Genomic DNA, 19,308 nt, shown 5'->3' with positions numbered 1-19,308 from the left:
ACTCTCGCGGTCCGCTCCCGGTGGGTGTCCGAGGCGGCCCCGCACTTCACCGCCGGCCCGGGCGGGTGGCTCGCGCAGGTTATCCCGCCGCTGCCGTCCCTGGCGCTTCCCGCGCCGGACGAGACGGCCCATGCCTGACCCCGGGCGGGTGATCTCTCCCCCGACCGCTGACGGTGTCCTCGGGCCGCTCAGCCCGGAGTGTTCGGCCGGAATTCAGCAGTTCTCGCGGTCGATGTCGGCCGGCAGGCCGCGCACGTAGGCGGTGGCGGTACGGCGCGGTTCGTCGTGGACGATCCGGCCCGCCGGGTCGTCGGAGGCGACCCGGCGGGCGTCAGGGTCCACGCTGTCGGATACGGCCATCACGCGATCTTCAGATGTCCTCACGGACTCCGAATGATCACGTGGTGGCCGTCTTCACGCGACCTGAGCCGGGCAGATCGCGAAGTGTCACCGGAGTCAGTTACCCCAGTCCATGTTCGGCACGACCGCCTCGGCGATCCGGAAGCTGCCCCCTTCCAGTGGCTTCCTCTCCGCGTCGGAGCCGCGTGCCTTCACCACGTTCTTGCCGAACCCCTCCACGAGCGGGCGGCCCACGTCGCGCCTGAGCCAGAGCCGCAGCAGGTGCCGGCGGCGCTCCGGCTCGGGCCAGTCGACGTAGCCGGTCCGCGAGTGCAGGGCCGCGTAGTTCAGCAGCCACTGGACGTCGCCCGGCTGGAAGTCCATGTCGAGCGCGAGGCCCGGCTCCTGGGCGATCTCGTCGTACAGGTGCAGCAGCTCGATCTGTGCGTCGGTCAGCGGCGGCACGCCGGGGTACTTCTGCGCGGAGAAGATCATCGAGCTGCCCGCGTAGGTGCTGAAGATGCCGTCGACGTAGCTGCAGATCGGCGAGACGTAGGTGTCCGAGAGCGCGTCCGGGTCCTGGCCCCGCCAGTCCCAGTGCCAGGGCTCGAACAGCAGGGGCGCCAGGTCCGGCCGGCGGCGCAGGATCTCGTTGTAGATGGTCGTGCCGCTCACCAGGCTGCTGGCGCCGCCGTCCTTGGCCGCGCGCAGGCACATCAGCGCCACCACGTCGGAGCTGTCGGAGTGGAAGGGCAGCCGGTCGCGCACCCGCGACGGCAGCGCCCCGGGGTCGTCCAGCGTCTTGTTGGAGGTCGCGATGACGTGGTCGAGCACGTTGCCGAGCTGGTTCTGCTCCATCGGGGTGCCGAGGTGCAGGCCCATCAGGAAGAAGATCGCGCCGGCCAGGGTGTCGCCGTACTCCTCCGTGCGCAGGCCGCGGACCAGCACGAAGCCGCGTCCGCGGTCCATCTGCCGCGCGCACTCCTCGATCATGCCGCGTGCGGCCGAGAGCGGGTAGCTCTCGGCCACCACGGTGCGCAGGTCGGGGTCGTCCTCGACGAACCGGCGGCCGACGGCCTCCAGCTCCTCCCGTTCGGCGTCGCCGAGGACGTAGATCCACTCGGTGGAGCCGGCCAGCTCGTCACCGCGCCAGGCGGAGGGACCGGTGATCGGGGACAGGGAGACGTCTGTGGTCATGGTGGGGCACTCCGAGTACTTGGGGTCGTCTCAGAAAGGGGTCATCGTGACGGTGCTCGCGATCCGGGTGCGGGAAACGGCGGAAAACACCAGACGAGCGGTCGGGCGGCGGGAACCGCCGTGGCACCGGACCGGAAACAGGTCAGAAAGGAGTCTGCGGAGCCCCGGCGGCGGTGCCCGGGCGCAGGCCCTTGCGCGGCGGGTGGATTCGCATCGGTTCCGCGTAGCCGGACAGGACGGATCCGGAGCCCTGTGCGGCTACCTGGATCATGGCGTTCTCCTGTGGCTGGTGGTTCTTCCGCCACGCTAGCCCGCACCATAAGGTTGCGTCAATAGAGACGTCGTCTCGCACTCCGTTATGGAATGACCTGTTCGGGAGGTGCCGCGGGCGGCCGGGACCGTCGTTCTGCCCGGGACCTTACGGACGTGCGGGCGGAGGTTCCGGAAGGGCGGCCTCCCGGGCGCGGCGTTCCCGCCTGCCCCGCGCGAGCTCGGTGCCCAGGGCGTCGAGGTGCTGGTTCCAGAAGTGCCGGTAGCGGTCGAGCCATCGGTCCACCTCCCGCAGCGGAGCGGGGTCGACGGCGTACAGGCGCCGGGTGCCCTCGGCCCGCACGGTCGCGAACCCGTTCTCGCGCAGCACCCTCAGGTGCTGGGAGACACCGGGCTGGGAGATCCCGAACTCCGCCTGCACCACGGCGCTGATCTCGCCGGCCGCCAGCTCGCCGTCGGCGAGCAGCTCCAGGATCCGGCGCCGGACCGGGTCGCCGAGGACGTCGAGCGCGTGCATAGCCTCACTGTCTCAGTAGCTGCTTATATAAGCAAAGCCTGAAGCGGGCCGCGGTCCCGGGCGGCCCCGCCAGATGACCTTACTCCGCCCTCCCACCCGGACACCCCGTCCTCGTGGCCGGGCGGGCTGCGGGACCGGAGCGGGCCCGTGACGGCCCGTGACCCGGAGTGGACGCCCGCCGCGAGCACCCCGCGGACCCGCTGCCCGCCTCGCCCGGCAGGCTACGATCGCTGACGTGCAACAGCGTGAATTGGGAAGAACCGGCAGGCAGGTCGGAGTCGTCGGGCTGGGCGCCTGGCAGCTGGGGGCGGACTGGGGTGAGGTCGGCGAGGACGAGGCGCTGGCCACGCTCGACGCCGCCGTCGACGCCGGCGTCACCTTCGTCGACACCGCCGACGTGTACGGCGACGGCCGCAGCGAGCAGATCGTCGGACGGCTGATCAAGCACAGGGCCGGGCTGACCGTCGCGACCAAGATGGGCCGCCGCGTCGCCCAGGAGCCGTCCGCCTACACCCTGGACAACTTCCGCGCCTGGACCGACCGCTCCCGGGCCAACCTCGGCGTCGACACCCTCGACCTGGTGCAGTTGCACTGCCCGCCCACCCCGGTCTACTCGACCGACACGGTCTTCGACGCCCTCGACACCCTGGTCGAGGAGGGGCGCGTGGCCGCGTACGGGGTGAGCGTCGAGACCTGCGAGGAGGCGCTGACCGCCATCGCGCGGCCGGGCGTGGCCACCGTGCAGATCATCCTCAACGCCTTCCGCCTCAAGCCGCTGGAGAAGGTGCTCCCGGCGGCGGCCGCGGCCGGGGTCGGCGTCATCGCCCGCGTCCCGCTGGCCAGCGGCCTGCTGTCCGGCAAGTACGACGAGTCCACGGTCTTCGCGGCCGACGACCACCGCACCTTCAACCGGCACGGCGAGGCCTTCGACGTCGGCGAGACGTTCTCCGGCGTCGACTACGCCACCGGTCTGGAGGCGGTACGCCGGCTGGCCCCGCTGGTGCCCCCACAGGCGACCATGGCGCAGTTCGCGCTGCGCTGGATCCTCGACCAGCCCGGCGTGTCCGTGGTCATCCCCGGCGCCCGCAACCCCGGCCAGGCCCGCGCCAACGCCGCCGCGGCGGCGATGGACCCGCTGCCCGGGGAGACCCTGCGTGCCGTGCGGGAGATCTACGACGAGCTGATCCGGCCGCAGGTGCACCACCGCTGGTGACCGCGCCGTGACCGCCGCGGTGCACCGTGGGCCGCGCCCTGCCGTGATCGCCGCGGGTCGCCGGTCGCGGCGGCCACGGCATCCGGGGGCCGGATCCGGCGGCGTGGCCCGGGAGCGGGAGGCGGCCTAGGGTGGGGCCGTGCAGGAATTACTGCTGCGGCTGTCGACCCTGGACGCCGACGCGGAGAGCGCGGTCCGGGTCATCGCGTACTTCGACTCGCTGGTGCGCGACCACGCGAGCGTCCCGGCGCTGCTGCAGGCCACGGCCCGCCTGGCGCGGTGCCCGGTCGGCCTGGTCGACGCGGTCACCGGCAGGCGGACACGGGTCGTCCCCGGCGGGGCGGCGGAGCAGTCCGCCGAACCTCCCGGCACGGCGGTCCGCCGCCCGCTCGGATCGGCCCTCGGCACCGTGTGGATGGAACGCGAGGGGACGGCCCACGGCCTCGACGAGATCGTGCTGGAGCGCTTCGCCGGTGCGGCCGAGGTCATCCTGGAGCGGTCCGCGGCCCGGGCGCAGGCGGGCGCCGACCCCGCCCTGGTGGAGCTGGCGCTGTCGGCCGACACCGGCGAGGCCGAGCGGGCGCGCGCCCTGCGGTTGCTCGGGTTCGGCCCCGCCGCCGACCTGCAGGTGCTCGCCTTCCCGGCCCGGGACGACGACGGGCGTGGCGACGGGACGACCGCGGCCGCCTGGCTCCGGGCCACCGGCCGGCACGCCCGCGCCGCCCGGATGGGCGACACCGTGGCGGTGCTGGTGAGCCCGGGGCTCGACCGGCCCGGTGAGCTGCCGGAACCACCCGGGGCGCCGGAGGACCTGCGCGTCGGCGTCGGGCCGCGGACGAGCGGAGCCGGGGTCGCGGAATCCTGGGAGGGCGCGCGCACCGCCCTGCGCTTCACCGGCCCGCACCCCGCCGACCGGGTGGTCGAGTGGGCCGGCCTGGGAGCACTGGCCCTGTTCGCGACCCACGTGCCGGACGAGGCGATCGCGGACCTGCCCGACGTGCGCGCGGCCGAGGAGCTCTCCCGCCGGCCGTACGGGGCGGAGGCGCTGGAGGCGGTGCGGGCCCTGTGCGCGGCGGGGACGGTGCGCCGGGCGGCCGCCGCCGTGCACCTGCACCACAGCTCACTGGCCGCGCGCATCGCACGGGCGGAGGCCGTCCTCGGTTTCTCCCTCGCCGACCCGGCGGGCCGGCTCCGGGCGCACCTGGCCCTGCACCTGCTCCGCCTGCGGCCCGCCGTCAGCCGAGCAGCGCCCGGCGCAGCGCGACCACCCGCTCGGCGGCGGCCCGGCGGCTGATCTCCGCCTGGGGGAGCAGCCCGTCGAAGCCGTGGAAGGCCCCCGGGTAGAGGTGGAACTCGGTGGAGACGCCCGCCCGCACCAGCCGGAGGGCGTAGTCGACGCACTCGTCCCGGAAGACCTCCAGCTCGCCGACGTCGATGTACGCCGGGGGCAGGCCGGACAGGTCGGTCGCCCTGGCCGGGGCCGCGTACGGGGAGACGTCGTCGCCGCCCCGCCGGTCGCCCAGCAGCGCCGTCCACCCGAGGAGGTTCGCCGCCCGGGGCCAGACGACCGCGTCGGTGAACTCGTGGCTGGACGGGGTGGCGTTGCGGTCGTCCAGCATCGGGCAGATCAGCAGCTGGAACGCCAGCGCCGGGCCGCCCCGGTCGCGGGCCAGCAGCACGGTGCCGGCGGCGAGCCCGCCCCCGGCGCTGAGCCCGCCCACCGCCAGGCGATCCGGGTCGATGCCGAGCTCGGCGGCGTTCTTGGCGGTCCACACCAGGCCCGCGTAGCAGTCTTCCACCGGCGCCGGGTCCGGGTGCTCGGGCGCCAGGCGGTACTCGACCGAGACGATCACGCACCCCACCTGGACGACGTAGTCGATGAGCCGGGGGTCCTCCATCTCGACCTCACCGAAGATCATCCCGCCGCCGTGGATCCAGTACAGGCCGGGAACGGGCTCCTCCTGCCCGGCGGGGCGGTAGATCCGCAGCCGGATGTCCGGGTCGCCCTCCGGGCCGGGCACCGTCCGATCCTCGATCGTGACCCGCTCGTCCGCCACGAGCGGGGCCATCGCCGCGCGCGCCGCGCTGTGCTGGACGCGGATGTCGGGCAGGTCCTCCAGCCGGATGGAGTCGAAGTCCATGGGCGGCAGCGGCATGGCCTCCAGGGCGGCGGCCAGTCCGGGATCGATGTTCGGATGAAGTGCCATGTCCCTCACCTTCGGAAGAAGACGATGGTGCTCGGAAAACGGTGCTGCTCGGACGACGGTAGCGCTCGGATGACGGTGCCGCCCGGAAAGCGGCGGCGCCGGTTCACCCGAACGGCCTTCCCCACGGATCATGCGCGAGCCCGGGATCCTCTCACAACCGCAACATGGCCGCGATGAGCGAACCGCAGGCCGCCATCCGGCGGTCGGCGGCATCGGTCCCGCCTTCCCCGAGACGGCCGGAACACGGGGGAGGAGACCACCCGGCGAAAACCCCGGCGGAAACCCCGGCGGAAACCCCGGCGAAAATCATTGGCATTCCCCGGTGCCCTTGGCCTTCAATGGGGAAAGGCCGGGGAAACCGCCCCGGACTTCGAGAGAGGACCACCCGTGAACCACGCGGAATCCCCGTTTCGGCAGGCGCTTCTGTGCGTGTCCTCGCTGACCGGCGGGCTCCTCCCGGGTTCCGGGCGGCCGGGCGGATGATCTTCGCGGGAGAATCCGCCGAGCCGCCCCGGACACCGTTCGCAGGCGGCTCGTTCCGTTTCCGGCCGTGTGCGCCGCGATGTCCGCGGTCAGCTGGTTTTCTCACGTCGACAATTCCACAGCGCAGCATCTCGAATGCGAATCCGTTCACGCGACCCGCCGGGAGAGCGTGACGGGATCCGCCCGGGGCTTCCCGGGACACGCCGCAGAAGCCGAACCGGTGAGGCGGCTGGCTTCCACCCAGCAGAACGGGGTTCGAGTCCCCGCTGCGGCTCCGCCCTGAAAGAAGAGGGCCAAGGGACTGGGACTCGGCGGCGGGAGTGGCGACCCCCGCCCGGTCGGCAGGCCCACAGCGCGTCCGGTACGGCCCACGCCAACCGGCCCGGACGCGTGACGGAACGTAGCTCAGCAGGAAGAGCGCCCGGTCCGGGACCGGGAGGCCGCGGGTTCGAGCCCTGCCGTTCCGACGACACCCGGCACTCCGCCGGGCGGCTCCCGCAGCCGTCCGGCCCGGCCGCCCTGGCCCAACGGCAGAGGCACCGTGTTTAGAACGCGGACGGTCAGGGTTCGAATCCCTGGGGCGGCACGCGACACGCGTGATACGGAGGCGCACGCGTGATACGCCGGGAGCGGCTGCCGAGCTCGTCGTAGCGGCTCGGCGGGCGCACCGGCACATGGATGAGCCGCACCAGCCGCGACCCCCGTCACCGGGCCGGGACGGAGTGGAACACGGCGACATCGGCTTCGGCGAACGCCCCGCCTGAGGGGGCGCGGGCCGTGACCGTCCGGGCCGGCGGTCACGCGCCGATGGTCCGCAGGTGGCTCTCCGGCACCGGGTACGGGTGCTCGGCCGGCAGCAGGATCCGGGCCCGGTCGAGATCGCGGGCGAGCACGGCCGCGTGGATCTCCCGGGCCAGTCCGGTGACGTCGGTGATCGCGACGATCCACTCGTCGAGGTAGTGGTGGACCGCCGGGCCGGACAGGCCGACCTGGATGGAGCGGTACGGCAGGGCGTTCAGACGGAGGTCGCGCTCAGGGTCCCACTGGACGCGCACCGGGCTGCGCCGGAGCCGGGCCGCCCAGGCGTCGTGGTCGGCGTGCTGGTCCGCCCGGTAGTGGCTGAGGCAGGAGTGAGCCAGCGCCCATTCGAAGCCCGCCCGGCTGATCTCGACCGCCAGGACCCGTGCCTGGCCGGGCTTGGTGGCCCAGCCGCAGCGGTACATCATCCACAGGAACGACGGCTTGATCCAGGTCATCCGTTCCCGTTTGAAGGGCGGGACGAAGGTCTGCGCCGCCACGGCCCGTTCGGCGATCGCCGGGTCGTAGGCCTGGTAGACGGTGATCGACTCCTCCGTGTGGGCGGCGCGGATCTGCCGGTAGGGGACGTCCATACCCACCAGCCTGGCGAAACCGGTCATCGGCGGGCAACGGGATTTCCGCATCGGCCGTCCCGCCGCCCCGGCCGGCGGTGGGTCGCCGGCGATCAGAAATAGTCGGCGGGCCAGTGGACGGCGGCGGGGGAGCCGACGACGGGGGCGGGGTCGCCCAGGATCGGGCGGACCATGCCGGTGGCGTCGACGGCCTGCTCCGTCCGGGAGAACAGCAGCGGCAGGGCCGCGCGGGCCGGCTCGTCGGCGGGCAGCCGGGCCGACCCGCGGGTGACCCCCCGGCGGGCGGCCTCCGCGGTGACCTCGCGGAACAGGGCCGCCTGGTCCCCGGCGGTCTCCAGGATCTCGACCGAGCCCGGGTGCCACCGGGCGACCAGGTAACCGACGGGCTCGCCGCCGAGCTCGGCGACGGTCAGCTCCACCGGCGGCCCGTACCAGAGGGGCACCCGCATCTTCCAGTCGTCCGGCCCGCGGACGGTGGTCAGGGGCCGGCCGGCGTTGTGCCGCTCGTGCAGCGCCGCGAGGAGCGGCCACTCGCCGACGCCCGCGGGTCTGACCCGGGTCAGCGGGTCGGGGACGGCCGGACGGGCCAGGACACCGGTCGGGTAGGCCAGCTCGAAGACCGACCAGCCGGAGCCGGCGTAGACGCCGGGGGTGCCGGTGAACAGCAGGGACCAGGCGCAGCCCGCGGCGGTCATGTCGGCGACGGCCAGCCGGAGCAGCCGCCTGACGTGGCCGCGGCCGCGGGCGTCCGGCCGGGTGGCGACATCGGCCACCCCGCCGACCAGGTCCGTCCCGCCGGAGGCGTTGCGGATCCGGCGGGGCACGTAGTAGACGACGGCCTCGATCCCGTCGTCCCCGGCCGCGACGAACGTGCGGTCGTACCTGCCGGGGTCGCTCTCGTACAGCGGCACGATGTGCGGCGCGTCGAAGCACGCGGCCCACGTCCGGTAGAGGGAGTCCCGGTCGGCGGGTGTCGCCGTGCGGAGCTCGGGCATCGGTCTCCTCCTTCGGGTGACGGCGGGGTCTTCCCCCTCGTCCGCGAGGGGGAAGACGTCAGGCGAGGACGTTCCGCTGCCGGCCGAGCCCGTCGATCTCGACCTCCATGACGTCGCCGGGGGCCAGGTAGGGGAACCGGCCCGACAGGGCGACGCCCTGGGGCGTGCCCGTGTTGATCACGTCGCCGGGGTCGAGCACCGTGAACTGTGACAGGTGCCAGATCAGGTACGCCACGTCGAAGATCATGTCGGCGGTGGTGGAGTCCTGGCGGGGCTCGCCGTTCACCCAGGAACGCAGGCCGAGCTTCTGCGGGTCGCCGACCTCGTCGGGGGTGACCAGCCAGGGGCCCAGCGGGTTGAAGGTCTCGCAGCTCTTGCCCTTGGACCACTGGCCGCCGGACTCGGCGAGCTGGAAGTCCCGTTCGGAGACGTCGTTGGCGACCGCGTACCCCGCGACGTGGGCGAGGGCCTCGTCCGGGGAGGCGAGGTAGCGGGCGCGGCGGCCGATCACCACCGCGAGCTCGACCTCCCAGTCCGTCTTCGTGGAACCGCGGGGGATCAGCACGTCGTCGTACGGTCCGACCACCGTGTTGGGGGCCTTGTAGAACAGGATCGGGGTCGCGGGCGGTTCGGCGCCGGACTCGGCGGCGTGGGCGGCGTAGTTCTGGCCGATGCACAGCACCGCCCCCGGCCGCGCGACGGGCGGGCCGACGCGCAGGCCGGTGACGTCGATCTCCGGCAGGCCCGCCAGGCTCTCCACCCCGCCCCGGGCCAGGAACGCGGGATCGATGTCGGGGGTGATGCCCGACAGGTCCGCGTACCGTTCGCCGTCGAAGGCGACGGGCCGCTCCCGGCCGGGCTCGCCGACACGCATGTAGCGCATGTCTCTCCTTGTTGTGAAAAGTCGTGAAAAGTCGTGGGAGGTCTCAGGGGATCGTAGGCGGTCGCGGGAACGCGCCGACGCGACGGCTCAGCCCATGCGGCGGAGCATGTCCTCGGTCACCGCGTGCTCCAGCGGCAGCCCCGCCGCCAACCGGGCGATCTCGGCGACCACCACCTCCCCCTGCCGGCGGCGGCCCTGCGCGGTCCCGGCCGCCTGGTGCGGGGTGAGCAGCACGTTCGGCAGGCTCCGGAACGGATGGTCCGCCGGGAGCGGCTCCTCGTCGAAGACGTCGATCGCCGCGTCCAGCCGGCCGGCGCGCAGCTCGGCCAGGAGCGCGGCCTCGTCCACCAGCCAGGAGCGCGCGGTGTTGACCAGGCCCGCCCCGTCGGGCATCAGCGCCAGCTCGCGGGCACCGAGCAGGTGGCGGGTCTCCGGGAGGGCGGGCGCGTGCACGGCGACGATCCGGCTGGTGGCCAGGAGCTCGTCCAGCCCGAGGGCGCCCTCCAGGTAGGGGTCGGCGACGCGGACCTCCGCGCCGAGCGCGCGGACCAGGTCGATGTACGCCCGGCCGGTGCGGGAGGCGCCGATCACGCCGACCGGGCAGCCCAGGATCTCGTGCCGCAGCGGCGCCCGCTCGGCCTCGGCCCAGGCGACCCCGCTCCGCAGCGCGTGGTCGAAGCGGTGGACCTGGTGCAGCAGGGCCATCGTGAACGCCAGGGCGACCTCGGCCACCGAGCGGGCCATGCCCGCGCCGGCCTGGGTGACCTGGATCTTCCTGGCCCACAGCTCGCCGGTGACGAACGGCTTGACGCTCGCGCCCGTGTGCGTGACCAGCCGCAGCCCCGGGGCTCGGTCGAGCAACGCCGCGTCCAGCGGTGGCACGCCCCAGCTCGTCACCAGGACCTCGGTGCCGGGCAGGGCGCCGGGGAGGTCCCGGTGGTCGTCGAGGAAGGTCACCTCGCCGAGCGCCAGCAGCGGGGCGGGGTCGGGGAAGAACTGCCCGCGCAGCCCCGGCGGCACGCTGACCAGCACCCGCAGGGGTCGTCCCCGCCCGGCGGCCGGGGCCGTCCGGCCGGGGTCAGCGGAGCCAGTCATCGAGGTGCTCCGCCACGAAGTCGTCGTCGGTCAGCCAGGGGTAGGCCGCGCTCACCCGGGTCAGCTCCTCCGCCTGGCCGGGGGAGAGGGTCTCCGCCGGGTCCAGGCACCAGGTGCCCGCGAGCAGGCCCTGGCGGCGCAGCACCTCGTGGACGCCGGCGATGCACCCGGCGAAGCCGTGGGCGGGGTCGAAGACGGCGGCGTTGGCGTCGGTGACGGCGCTCGCGCGGCTCGCCCACAGCGCCGGATCCCTGCGGACCCCGTGGGCCAGTTCCACGGCCGCGGTGGTCCAGACGGCCCACTGGCCGAGCAGCCCGCCGTGGAAGCGCAGGCCACCGGGCAGGTCGGCCAGCAGGTCGCCGACGATGTGGTCGTCGTTGCCGGTGTAGAGGACGACCTCGTCACGGCGCTCGGAGGCGGCGACGCCGTGGACGGCGTCGAGGGTCCGGTACCGGTCGAAGGCGGCGATCTTGATGCCGGCCGTGGAGGGCTGGTCGGCGAGGGCCCGCCAGAACGCCCGGGACAGGACCGGCCCGCCGATCGCGGTCTGCAGGTAGAAACCGACGACGGGCAGCACCTCGCCGACGGCCGCGGCCCGCGCCAGCAGGTCCGCCTCGGAGGCGCCGGGCACCACGGGCGAGAGCAGCACGGCGTCGTAGCCGAGGGAGGCGGCCAGTTCGGCCTCGGCCACGGCCTGGCGCACGTCGCCGCACGCTCCCGCGATCTTCGTGACCGGCCGGCCCGCCTCGGCGCGGACGACGTCGGCGGCCAGCCGCAGGACCGGTTCGAGCAGCCCGGCCTGACGGATCTCGAACTGCGTGGTGTGCACGCCCACGGCCAGGCCGGTCGCGCCCGCCGCGAGGTAGTAGCGGGTCAGCGCGGCCTGGCGGCGCTCGTCCAGCGATCGCCCGGCGGTCAGCGCCAGGGGGTGGGCCGGGATCACGGCCGTCTCGTGGAGCATCAGAACCTCCCGTCGCGGACGGCGAACTTGGTCGGCTTGCCGGACGTGGGCAGCCCGGCCCGCAGCCACGCGGCCTGCCAGTCGATCAGGGTGCCGAGGGGGACCTCGGGGTAGCCGAACAGGCGGTGGCACCGGGTGGCGTCGCTGAGCAGGGCGGTCTCGGCCTCCCGGCCCACGATGACGGCCCCGCTCCCGGCCGCGCTCCCGGTCGAGGCTCCAGCCGCGCTCCCGCTCCCGGCCCCGGCCGCGCTCCCGGTCGAGGTCCCGTCGGCGGCACCGGTCCCGGTCCCGGTCCCGGCTTCCGGCGAGTTCCGCGGGGCCCCGGCACCGCCGGAGGCGAAGCGGCCGGCGAAGGCGGCCGCGATCCGGCGGACCGAGGCGGTCTCCGGGCCGGTCAGGTTGAGGACGAACGGCTCGGCCGAGGCGTGGTTCAGCGCGCGCAGGGCGACCTCGTTGGCGTAGCCCTGCCAGACCACGTTGACGTGCCCGGTGGTCACGTCGACCGGCTCGCCCGCCAGGACGGCCCGCCCGATGTCGGCGAGCACCCCGTAGCGCAGGTCCACCGCGTAGTTCAGGCGCAGGATCGCCACCCGGGTGCCCCGGGCGGCCGCGCCGTGTTCGAAGATCCGTTCACGGCCGAGGCAGCTCATGGCGTACTCGCCGACCGGCCCGACCGGGTCGTCCTCGGAGCTTCCGCCGCTCGCCACCGGCACCAGCGGGTAGACGTTGCCGGTGGAGAAGGCCGCGATCCTGGCCCCGGCGTACCGCTCGGCGACCCGGGCGGGCAGGGCGGCGTTGACGACCCACGCCTGGTACGGCGCGGAGCTCGTGCCGAACTTGGCGCCCACCATGAACACCACGTCGGCCGCGTCCGGCAGCCCGGACAGGTCGCCGCCGAGCAGGTCGGACGGGACGATCTCCACGCCGTCCTTCGCCAGGGCGGCCGCCGCGGCGGGGTCGCTCCAGCGGGAGACCGCGTACACGCGGTCACCGTGGCGGCCCGCGGCGTCCAGGCCGCGGCGGGCCAGCCGGCACAGGCTCGGCCCCATCTTCCCGCCCGCCCCCAGCACCACCAGGTCACCCGAGCCCGCGGCCAGGTCGGCGACGAGCCCGGCCGACGGGGCGGCCAGCCGGTCTTCCAGTTCGGTCTCTGAAGTGAACATCTCTACTCTCTGATCAACCCTTGATGCCGGACATGGTGACGCCCTCGGTGAAGTAGCGCTGGCCGACCAGGTAGGCGGCGAAGATGGGGACGAACGCGACGGTCGCCCCGGCGAGCACCACGTTGAGCGGCACGTTCTCCTGCTGGAGCGAGGCGATGCCGACGGTCAGCGTGCGCATCTCGGCGCCCTGGCCGATGATCAGCGGCCACAGGAAGTCGTTCCAGTGCCACAGGAAGACGAACACGCCCAGCGTGGCGAGGATCGGCTTGCACAGCGGCAGCACGATCCGGGTGAAGATCCGCCACTCCGAGGCCCCGTCCAGGCGCGCGGCCTCGAACAGCTCGTCCGGCAGGCCCATGATGAACTGCCGCATCAGGAACACCGCCTGCGCGTTGGCGAGCGTGGGCAGGATGAGCCCCCAGTAGGTGTCGACCCCGCCCAGCTCGGCGATGAGCACGAACGTCGGGATCAGCGTGACGTGGTAGGGGACCATCACCATCGACAGGAACGACCAGAACATGGTCTCCCGGCCGGGGAAGCGCTTCTTGGCGAAGGCGTACCCGGCCAGGGAGGCGAGCAGCAGCACCGCCACCACGCTCACCACCGAGTAGACGAGCGTGTTGAACGTCCACAGCGGCAGGTCGCGCCCGCCGAGCACCTGGGCGTAGGCGCCGGTGTCGATCGGCCAGGGCAGCAGGCTTCCGGGGAACTCCACGGCCGCGGCCGGCTTCAGCGACAGCACGACCATCGCGTAGAACGGGAACAGCGTGACCGGGGTGGCCATGGCGAGCAGCACCACCCGGACGGCCCTGCCCGCGGGTGAGGGCTCCAGCGCCTTGTACGCGCGGCGGCGCGACGGGGCCGGTCGCTTGGGCGGTGCCGGGCGGGTGGCGGTCAGGCTCACCGGTTCCTCCCGATGATCAGGCGCTGGACGAGCGCGACGACGAGGGTCATCACGAACAGGGCGACGCCGATGGCACTGGCGTAGCCGAAGTCGAAGTACTTGAAGCCCTGGTCGTAGAGGGCCATGACGAGGGTGTAGCTGGAGTGCGCGGGGCCGCCGCCGGTCATCACGTAGACCAGGTCGAACACCTGGAAGGAGCCGGTGGTCTCGATCACCGCGACGAAGAACAGCGCCGGGCGGAGCTGCGGGGCCACGATGTGGCGGAAGCGCTGCCACACCCCGGCGCCGTCGGTGAGCGCGGCCTCCTCCAGCTCACGGGGCAGGTCCTGCAGCCGGGCCAGGATGATCAGCATGCCGTACCCGAACTTGGACCACACCGAGACCAGGACCAGGGCGGGGATCACCAGCGTGGTCGAGGCCAGCCATGGCTCGCCGGTCAGCTTCGTCCACGGCCCCTCGGAGGAGAACAGCCACGTGAAGACCGTGCCGGCCAGGACCAGGCTGGTGACGACCGGCAGGAAGAACACCGAGCGGAAGAACCTCGCCCCGAGGAACGCCCGCCGCACCAGCAGCGCCATGCCCAGCGACATGCCGATCGAGAGCGGGACGTACAACACCGTGTAGACCAGCGTGACCCGGAGCGAGTCCCAGAACACCGGGTCGCCGAGCAACCGCCGGAAGTTCTCCAGGCCGTTGAAGGCCGGACTGTCCCCGATGGAGAACTCGAAGAAGCCGAGCAGCACCCCGGCGATGGACGGCCCGAACCGGAAGGCCAGGAACAGCAGGAAGCACGGCAGGACGAACAGCAGCCCCGTCCGTGTCTCCCACCGTGAGATGGCCCCCCGGCGGGGCGCCTCGGCGGTCGTCGTCGCCATGGTCACCTCCCTTGTCTCCGGGGCCCGCGGGCGGGGCGGGCCCCGGCGTGTGTCGTCAGCCGCCGAGCAGCGCGTCGGCCGCGGCGGCGGCGTCGGCGAGGGCCTGCTCGGGGGTCTTCTTGCCGATCAGCGCGGCCTGGATCTCGGGCGCGAGCACGCCCATGACGTCACGCGCCTTCTCGTTCAGCGGCCCGGCCGTGGTGAAGTCGAGGGTCTTCTCCATCTCGGCCTGCACCGGGTCGCTCGCGTACAGCGAGCCGGTCGACTTCTGCGGGGAGAAGTTGCCGGAGGCCGTGTCGTAGGCCTTGGTGGCCTCGGCCCGCGTCGCGAAGGCGATCCACTTGCCCGCGGCGTCCTTGTCGTCGGCGGCCTTGAGCATCGACAGCGAGCCGACGGTCCCGTACCCGACCTGCTTGGCGTCCTTCAGCGGGGGGAAGACCTTGATGTTCTCCTTGCCCCAGAACGTCTCCACGTCGGCGGGGACGTGCTGCCAGGTGCAGGCGACCTTGTTCTGCGCGACGTTGGTCTGCTCGAACTTGGGCAGTCCGGTGAGCAGGTCCTTCTCCACGTACCCGCCGTCGACGAGCTTCTTGAGGAAGGTCAGCGCCTTGATCCCCTCGGGACCGGCGAAGGCCACCTTCTTGCCGTCGGGGGCGAACACGTCGCCGCCGGCCTGCCAGAGCAGCGGGTAGAACGACTGGTTGAGCGTCGCGGCCGGGTCGGCCCAGTAGTTGGTGACGTCGATGCCCTTGTCCTTGAACGTCGGGGCGAGCTCCAGCAGCTCGTCCCAGGTCGTCGGGTACTCCTTCACGCCCGCCTCGGTGAAGGCCTTCTGGTTGCACACCAGCGGGTTGGACGTCATCAGGATCGGCGCGCCCATCATCTTGCCGTCGATGGTCACCGAGGCCTTGGCGTTGTCGCGGTAGTCGGCCTTGGCCTCGGCGGAGAGGTACTCGTCGACGGGCTGGAGGGTCTTGGCGTACTTGGGAAGCTGGTCGGGGATCAGGTAGACCACGTCGGGACCCTTGTTCCCGGCGATCGCGGTCGACAGCGCCTCGTCCCGCTTGGCCCAGGGGTAGATCTCGACCTTGACGTCGACGGTCGGGTTGGCCTTCTCGAAGGCCGCGGTCTGCTCGTCCCAGAACGCCTGGTGCTTGGCCTGGTCGGCGATCACCGGGTAGGTCCACATGGTGACGGTCTGCTTCTCGCCGGAGCCGGAGTCCGAGCCGCCGCAGGCGGTCAGCATTCCCGTCGCCAGCGCCGCCGCGGCGAGTGCGCGCATTCGCATGGACATGGTCCTCTCATCGGTCATCGGGGGGTGTCTTACTGCTCGGGCACGGTGACGACCGTGCCGGTGTGGCGGGCCCGCTCGGCGGCGAAGACCGCCAGGTGGCTGTCGAGGGAGTCGGCCGGGCCGGACCGCACGTGCGCGGGGTCGCCGTCGGCCAGGGCGCGCACGAAGGCGTCCATCAGCCCGCTGTCACCGCCGCCGTGGTCGTCGGCGGCGGTGGAGCCGCCGGTCCCGCCCGCCTCGATCACCTCGGTGCTCCCGTCGCGGAAGTCCACGACCCGGACGCGTTCGCCGTCGCCGGTGAGACAGCCGTGGGTGCCGAAGATCCGGGTCTGCCGGTGGGTCTGCTCGGTGAAGGCCGTCATGGTGAACGTCGCGGTGACGCCGCCACTCAGCTCCATGGCCAGCACCTGGTGGTCGACGACGTCGTTGTCGCAGGCGTACACGCACCTGCCGTACGGCCCGGTGCGCAGCGCCTCGATCACCGCGGTCTCGTCGGAGCCCCCGGTGATCACACTGACCGGCCAGATCGGGCCGCGCTCGGCGAGCGTGCCGAGGTAGAGGCGGGGCGCCGAGTACGGGCACTCCGGCTCGATCGAGCAGTCCAGGCAGCGGTCGGCGGCCTTGGCCGGGCGCCGCTCGGGCCGGAAGTGGCCGAGCGAGCCGAAGCTGGACACCCGCTCGATGCGCCGGCCGGTGACGTAGGCGAGCCAGTCGAGGTCGTGGCAGGATTTGGCGAGCAGCATCGGGCTGGCCAGGCGCTCGCTGCGCCACGGCCCGCGCACGTAGGAGTGGGCGGCGTGCCACCAGCCGACCGGCTCCAGGTGCTCGACGCTCATGATCTCACCGAGCGTCCCGCCGTCCACGACCTGTTTGACCAGGTCGGTGTACGGCGTGTAGCGCATCACGTGGCAGACGGCGAACAGCACACCCGCCCGGGTGACCGCCTCCACGATGCGGCGGCACTCCTCCTCGGTGGGCGCCAGGGGCTTCTCCATCAGCAGGTCGTAGCCCGCCTCGGCCAGCGCGACCGCGGGCTCGGCGTGGAGCCGGTCCTGGGTGGCGAGGATCACCGCGTCCGCGATCCGCTCCCCGGAGGCGAGCAGCTCGGTCCAGTCGGAGAACTCCCGGACGCCGTCGCCGGCCACCCGGGCCCGCCGCAGCGGGTCCGGGTCGGCGACGGCCGTCAGCCGGGCACGCCCGGGGTGGGCGCGCACCCAGGAGGCGTAGGTCTGCCCCCGGTTGCCCGCCCCGACGAGCGCCAGCGTGACGGGCCGCCCGCCGGGCGCCCGCCCACCGGATCCGCCGCCGTGGGTCACCGCGCCGGGCCCGCCGTGGGCCGTCGTGCCGAGTTCGCTGTCCACCTACACCACCAGGTTTCCGGTCGTCTGCACCCGGGGGCCGTCCTCGGGGAGGTCGGTCCGGGTGACGCCTTCCTCCACGTTGCCGGTGTGCTTCAGGTACGAGCCGTCGCCGAACGCGGCGGCCTTCAGCGTGAGCTTCCCGCCGGTGAACAGGGAGCCGGTCGCCAGGTAGCGGTTCCTGCCCGATTCGAGCAGGACGTGCACCGCGTCGGCCCCGCTCGCGACGCTGCGGTGGCCGGCCAGCTCCCAGGTGACCGCCCCGGTGGCGTCGGCGCGCGAGAGCAGGGCGCCCGCGCCGCTCAGCTCGGTGCCGCCCTCCAGCCGGATCCGCTGGTCGGCCTTGCCGGCCAGGCGCAGCCCGGTGCCCTTGACCGTGCAGCCGTCCAAGACGAGCGTGGCGGCGGCCACGGTGATCGGGGCGGCGTTCTCGCGGGCGCGCAGGATCGTGTCGGTGAACCGCAGCTCCCCGGTGCCGTTCCAGGTGTTGCCGTCCAGCCCGGTCAGGACCGAGCGGCTGATGTGCACGGGGGAGGTGACGTTCGCCTGGGCGATCTCGCTCTTGGCGGGGAGGGCGAAGGTGCAGCCGTCGATGATGTTCGGCCGACCCGACCGGGCGGACTGCTGGGAGATGATCAGCGTGTCGCTGGCCGAGCAGCCGCGCATCTGCACGCCGTCGGCGTTGACCCAGATCATGCCGGAGCCCTGCAGGCTGGGCTTCCCGATCACCTGCACGTCCTCCAGGGTCAGGTCGGTGACCTTCACCCGGGCGACGAACCAGGAGCACACGTGCTTGCGGACGGTGATCCGCTTGGCCGCCGAGCCCCAGGCGGCGCCGGAGTTGGCGAAGGTCATCAGGCCGGAGTTGCCGGTGTAGACCAGGTCGTGCTCGTACTGCCCGTGGGTGACGAACGGGCCCTGGTCGTCGCCGTCGCCGTGGCAGTTCTCCACGTAGCAGTAGGCGGAGGCGGTGAAGTCGTTCAGGTGACGGGAGTTGGCGGTGTGGCAGTCGGAGACATGCCCGTACAGGCAGTAGATCTGCTGGGTGAGGTAGCCGGCGCCGCCCCAGGTGACCGAGGCCGGGTTCTTGAGCGTGCACTGCTCGGTGCGGAAGTGGGTGCACCAGCGGCGCATGACGACCGGCCAGAACGTGCCGGTGGCCTCGATGCCGGAGACGTCGCACGAGACGGCGTACTCGTAGGCCACGGGGTGCGAGCCGGTGTACTGGTCGCCGCCCTCGACGCCGAAGAACACCATGTTGCGGATGTGGACGCGCTCGACGGGCTCGACCCTGGTCCAGGTGATCGTGCGACCGGCCGCCAGCTCCCAGCCGTTCTTGTAGTTGACCCGGATGCGGGAGCCGTCGACGATCTGCGTCACCTGGACCAGCTTCTGCAGCTCCCGCTCCCAGCGGCCGGTCAGCTGGTTCACCTCGGCGGCCCACCACTGGCCGACGGCGAACTTCGAGGAGTCGCCCACCTCGAAGACGTCGGACAGGTCGGGCATGACGGCGGTGAGCTTGTGGGTGACCACGGTGCCGGTGACCTTGCCGCGGAACAGCAGCACCGCCGCGAACGGGTCGTCCTGGCCGGCCTTCTCGATGCCGTCGGTGCGGACGGTGTGGCCGCCGAAGTCGAACTCGAGGTCGGAGCGGGAGAAGGTGTGGCGTTTGACGAAGAGCAGGTCGGTGTGGGCCTCGATCCGGTGGATGGCCGGGTCGCCGACCATGGCGTCGAGGGCGGCGTCGGCGGGGGTCTTGCCGTCGAAGTGCCCGAAGCGGCGGAAGTCGCCGACGCCGTCGTGGATCTGCAGCCAGCGGCCCTTGGCCGCCTGCCCCGGGGCGAGCACCGTGCCGCCGTTGTGGGCGAGCGTCGAGGCGGCATCCCAGCGGACGAGCATGCCGCCGCCGTCACCGGGGGCGTGGTACCCGGCGACCTGGGCGAGTGTGCCGTCGGCGAGGCGGGCGGGGTCGAAGGACAGCAGCCGGGCGACCGTGTCGGCCTGCTGGACCGTGTCCTTCGGCTTGAGGGCGTCGGCGGTCTCGGCGGTGGGGGCCGGGGTGGGGTCGGCGGCGGCGGGCTCGGCGACGAGCAGCGAGCCGACGGCGGCCAGCCCGGCGACGCCGGTGGTGCGGAGGATCTGGCGGCGGTCCAGGCGGTCCAT

General features: G+C 73.0%; 18 protein-coding genes and 3 tRNA genes. 5 read left to right on the top strand and 16 right to left on the bottom strand.

What is annotated here, in order from left to right; translation table 11 throughout:
• Positions 1-213 precede the first annotated feature (213 nt).
• The 4 genes from ABD841_RS20745 to ABD841_RS20730 form a co-directional block, all read right to left on the bottom strand.
• Positions 214-360: a hypothetical protein gene (locus tag ABD841_RS20745; RefSeq protein ID WP_344974141.1), complete on the bottom strand. Its 147-nt coding sequence runs from the start codon at positions 358-360 to the stop codon at positions 214-216.
• Between the two features lie 96 nt (positions 361-456).
• Complete coding sequence (locus ABD841_RS20740) at positions 457-1,536, bottom strand: TauD/TfdA family dioxygenase (RefSeq protein ID WP_344974138.1); 1,080 nt, start codon at positions 1,534-1,536, stop codon at positions 457-459.
• A gap of 142 nt (positions 1,537-1,678) precedes the next feature.
• Positions 1,679-1,807, bottom strand: coding sequence for a hypothetical protein (locus ABD841_RS20735; RefSeq protein ID WP_344974135.1), 129 nt, complete (start codon positions 1,805-1,807; stop codon positions 1,679-1,681).
• Between the two features lie 147 nt (positions 1,808-1,954).
• Positions 1,955-2,323 carry an ArsR/SmtB family transcription factor gene (locus ABD841_RS20730; RefSeq protein WP_344974131.1) on the bottom strand — a complete coding sequence of 123 codons (369 nt, stop codon included), beginning with the start codon at positions 2,321-2,323 and terminating at the stop codon, positions 1,955-1,957.
• A 235-nt stretch (positions 2,324-2,558) separates the two neighbouring features.
• On the opposite strand from ABD841_RS20730, the gene ABD841_RS20725 reads away from it, so the two are divergent.
• Positions 2,559-3,536 (top strand): aldo/keto reductase, encoded by a 978-nt coding sequence (locus ABD841_RS20725; protein WP_344974129.1) that lies wholly within the window; start codon positions 2,559-2,561, stop codon positions 3,534-3,536.
• A 139-nt stretch (positions 3,537-3,675) separates the two neighbouring features.
• On the top strand, positions 3,676-4,830 hold the full coding sequence (locus tag ABD841_RS20720; protein ID WP_344974126.1) for a helix-turn-helix domain-containing protein: 1,155 nt from the start codon (positions 3,676-3,678) through the stop codon (positions 4,828-4,830).
• On the opposite strand, the gene ABD841_RS20715 is transcribed toward ABD841_RS20720, so the two are convergent.
• The gene (locus tag ABD841_RS20715; protein WP_344974123.1) at positions 4,772-5,743 is read right to left on the bottom strand and encodes an alpha/beta hydrolase; all 972 of its coding nucleotides are present in this window, start codon (positions 5,741-5,743) and stop codon (positions 4,772-4,774) included. The two genes, ABD841_RS20720 and ABD841_RS20715, sit on opposite strands and share 59 nt — an antisense overlap.
• Before the next feature lie 685 nt (positions 5,744-6,428).
• Here ABD841_RS20715 and ABD841_RS20710 point away from each other — a divergent pair.
• The 3 genes from ABD841_RS20710 to ABD841_RS20700 all read left to right on the top strand — a co-directional run bounded on the left by ABD841_RS20710 (position 6,429) and on the right by ABD841_RS20700 (position 6,812).
• Positions 6,429-6,500, top strand: a tRNA-Gly gene (locus ABD841_RS20710).
• A gap of 120 nt (positions 6,501-6,620) precedes the next feature.
• Positions 6,621-6,693 (top strand) — tRNA-Pro (locus ABD841_RS20705).
• Positions 6,694-6,739: 46 nt separating this feature from the next.
• Positions 6,740-6,812 (top strand) — tRNA-Leu (locus ABD841_RS20700).
• A 211-nt stretch (positions 6,813-7,023) separates the two neighbouring features.
• Here ABD841_RS20700 and ABD841_RS20695 read toward each other — a convergent pair.
• The 11 genes from ABD841_RS20695 to ABD841_RS20645 all read right to left on the bottom strand — a co-directional run bounded on the left by ABD841_RS20695 (position 7,024) and on the right by ABD841_RS20645 (position 19,308).
• Positions 7,024-7,668 carry a DUF4291 domain-containing protein gene (locus ABD841_RS20695; protein WP_425582013.1) on the bottom strand — a complete coding sequence of 215 codons (645 nt, stop codon included), beginning with the start codon at positions 7,666-7,668 and terminating at the stop codon, positions 7,024-7,026.
• A 41-nt stretch (positions 7,669-7,709) separates the two neighbouring features.
• Positions 7,710-8,612, bottom strand: coding sequence for a GNAT family N-acetyltransferase (locus ABD841_RS20690; RefSeq protein ID WP_344974121.1), 903 nt, complete (start codon positions 8,610-8,612; stop codon positions 7,710-7,712).
• A gap of 58 nt (positions 8,613-8,670) precedes the next feature.
• On the bottom strand, positions 8,671-9,495 hold the full coding sequence (locus ABD841_RS20685; protein WP_344974118.1) for a fumarylacetoacetate hydrolase family protein: 825 nt from the start codon (positions 9,493-9,495) through the stop codon (positions 8,671-8,673).
• An 87-nt stretch (positions 9,496-9,582) separates the two neighbouring features.
• On the bottom strand, positions 9,583-10,590 hold the full coding sequence (locus tag ABD841_RS20680; protein WP_344974115.1) for a hydroxyacid dehydrogenase: 1,008 nt from the start codon (positions 10,588-10,590) through the stop codon (positions 9,583-9,585).
• A complete protein-coding gene (locus tag ABD841_RS20675) occupies positions 10,574-11,551 on the bottom strand; it encodes a dihydrodipicolinate synthase family protein (RefSeq protein WP_344974111.1) in 978 nt (325 codons plus the stop codon). Before ABD841_RS20675 ends, ABD841_RS20680 begins: the two co-directional genes overlap by 17 nt.
• The gene (locus ABD841_RS20670) at positions 11,551-12,714 is read right to left on the bottom strand and encodes an NAD-dependent epimerase/dehydratase family protein (RefSeq protein WP_344974109.1); all 1,164 of its coding nucleotides are present in this window, start codon (positions 12,712-12,714) and stop codon (positions 11,551-11,553) included. Before ABD841_RS20670 ends, ABD841_RS20675 begins: the two co-directional genes overlap by 1 nt.
• Before the next feature lie 13 nt (positions 12,715-12,727).
• Entirely contained in the window at positions 12,728-13,618 is an 891-nt protein-coding gene (locus tag ABD841_RS20665; RefSeq protein WP_344974106.1) for a carbohydrate ABC transporter permease, read from the bottom strand.
• Entirely contained in the window at positions 13,615-14,493 is an 879-nt protein-coding gene (locus tag ABD841_RS20660; protein WP_344974103.1) for a carbohydrate ABC transporter permease, read from the bottom strand. Before ABD841_RS20660 ends, ABD841_RS20665 begins: the two co-directional genes overlap by 4 nt.
• Positions 14,494-14,548: 55 nt before the next feature.
• Positions 14,549-15,805, bottom strand: coding sequence for an ABC transporter substrate-binding protein (locus ABD841_RS20655; RefSeq protein WP_344974100.1), 1,257 nt, complete (start codon positions 15,803-15,805; stop codon positions 14,549-14,551).
• An 11-nt stretch (positions 15,806-15,816) separates the two neighbouring features.
• Positions 15,817-17,148: a Gfo/Idh/MocA family protein gene (locus tag ABD841_RS20650; protein WP_344974096.1), complete on the bottom strand. Its 1,332-nt coding sequence runs from the start codon at positions 17,146-17,148 to the stop codon at positions 15,817-15,819.
• On the bottom strand, positions 17,149-19,308 hold the full coding sequence (locus ABD841_RS20645) for a hypothetical protein (RefSeq protein WP_344974095.1): 2,160 nt from the start codon (positions 19,306-19,308) through the stop codon (positions 17,149-17,151).

The organism is Streptosporangium fragile (genome assembly GCF_039534445.1).
Classification (GTDB): Bacteria; Actinomycetota; Actinomycetes; order Streptosporangiales; family Streptosporangiaceae; genus Streptosporangium; species Streptosporangium fragile.
This window is presented reverse-complemented; position numbering and strand designations above follow the sequence as displayed.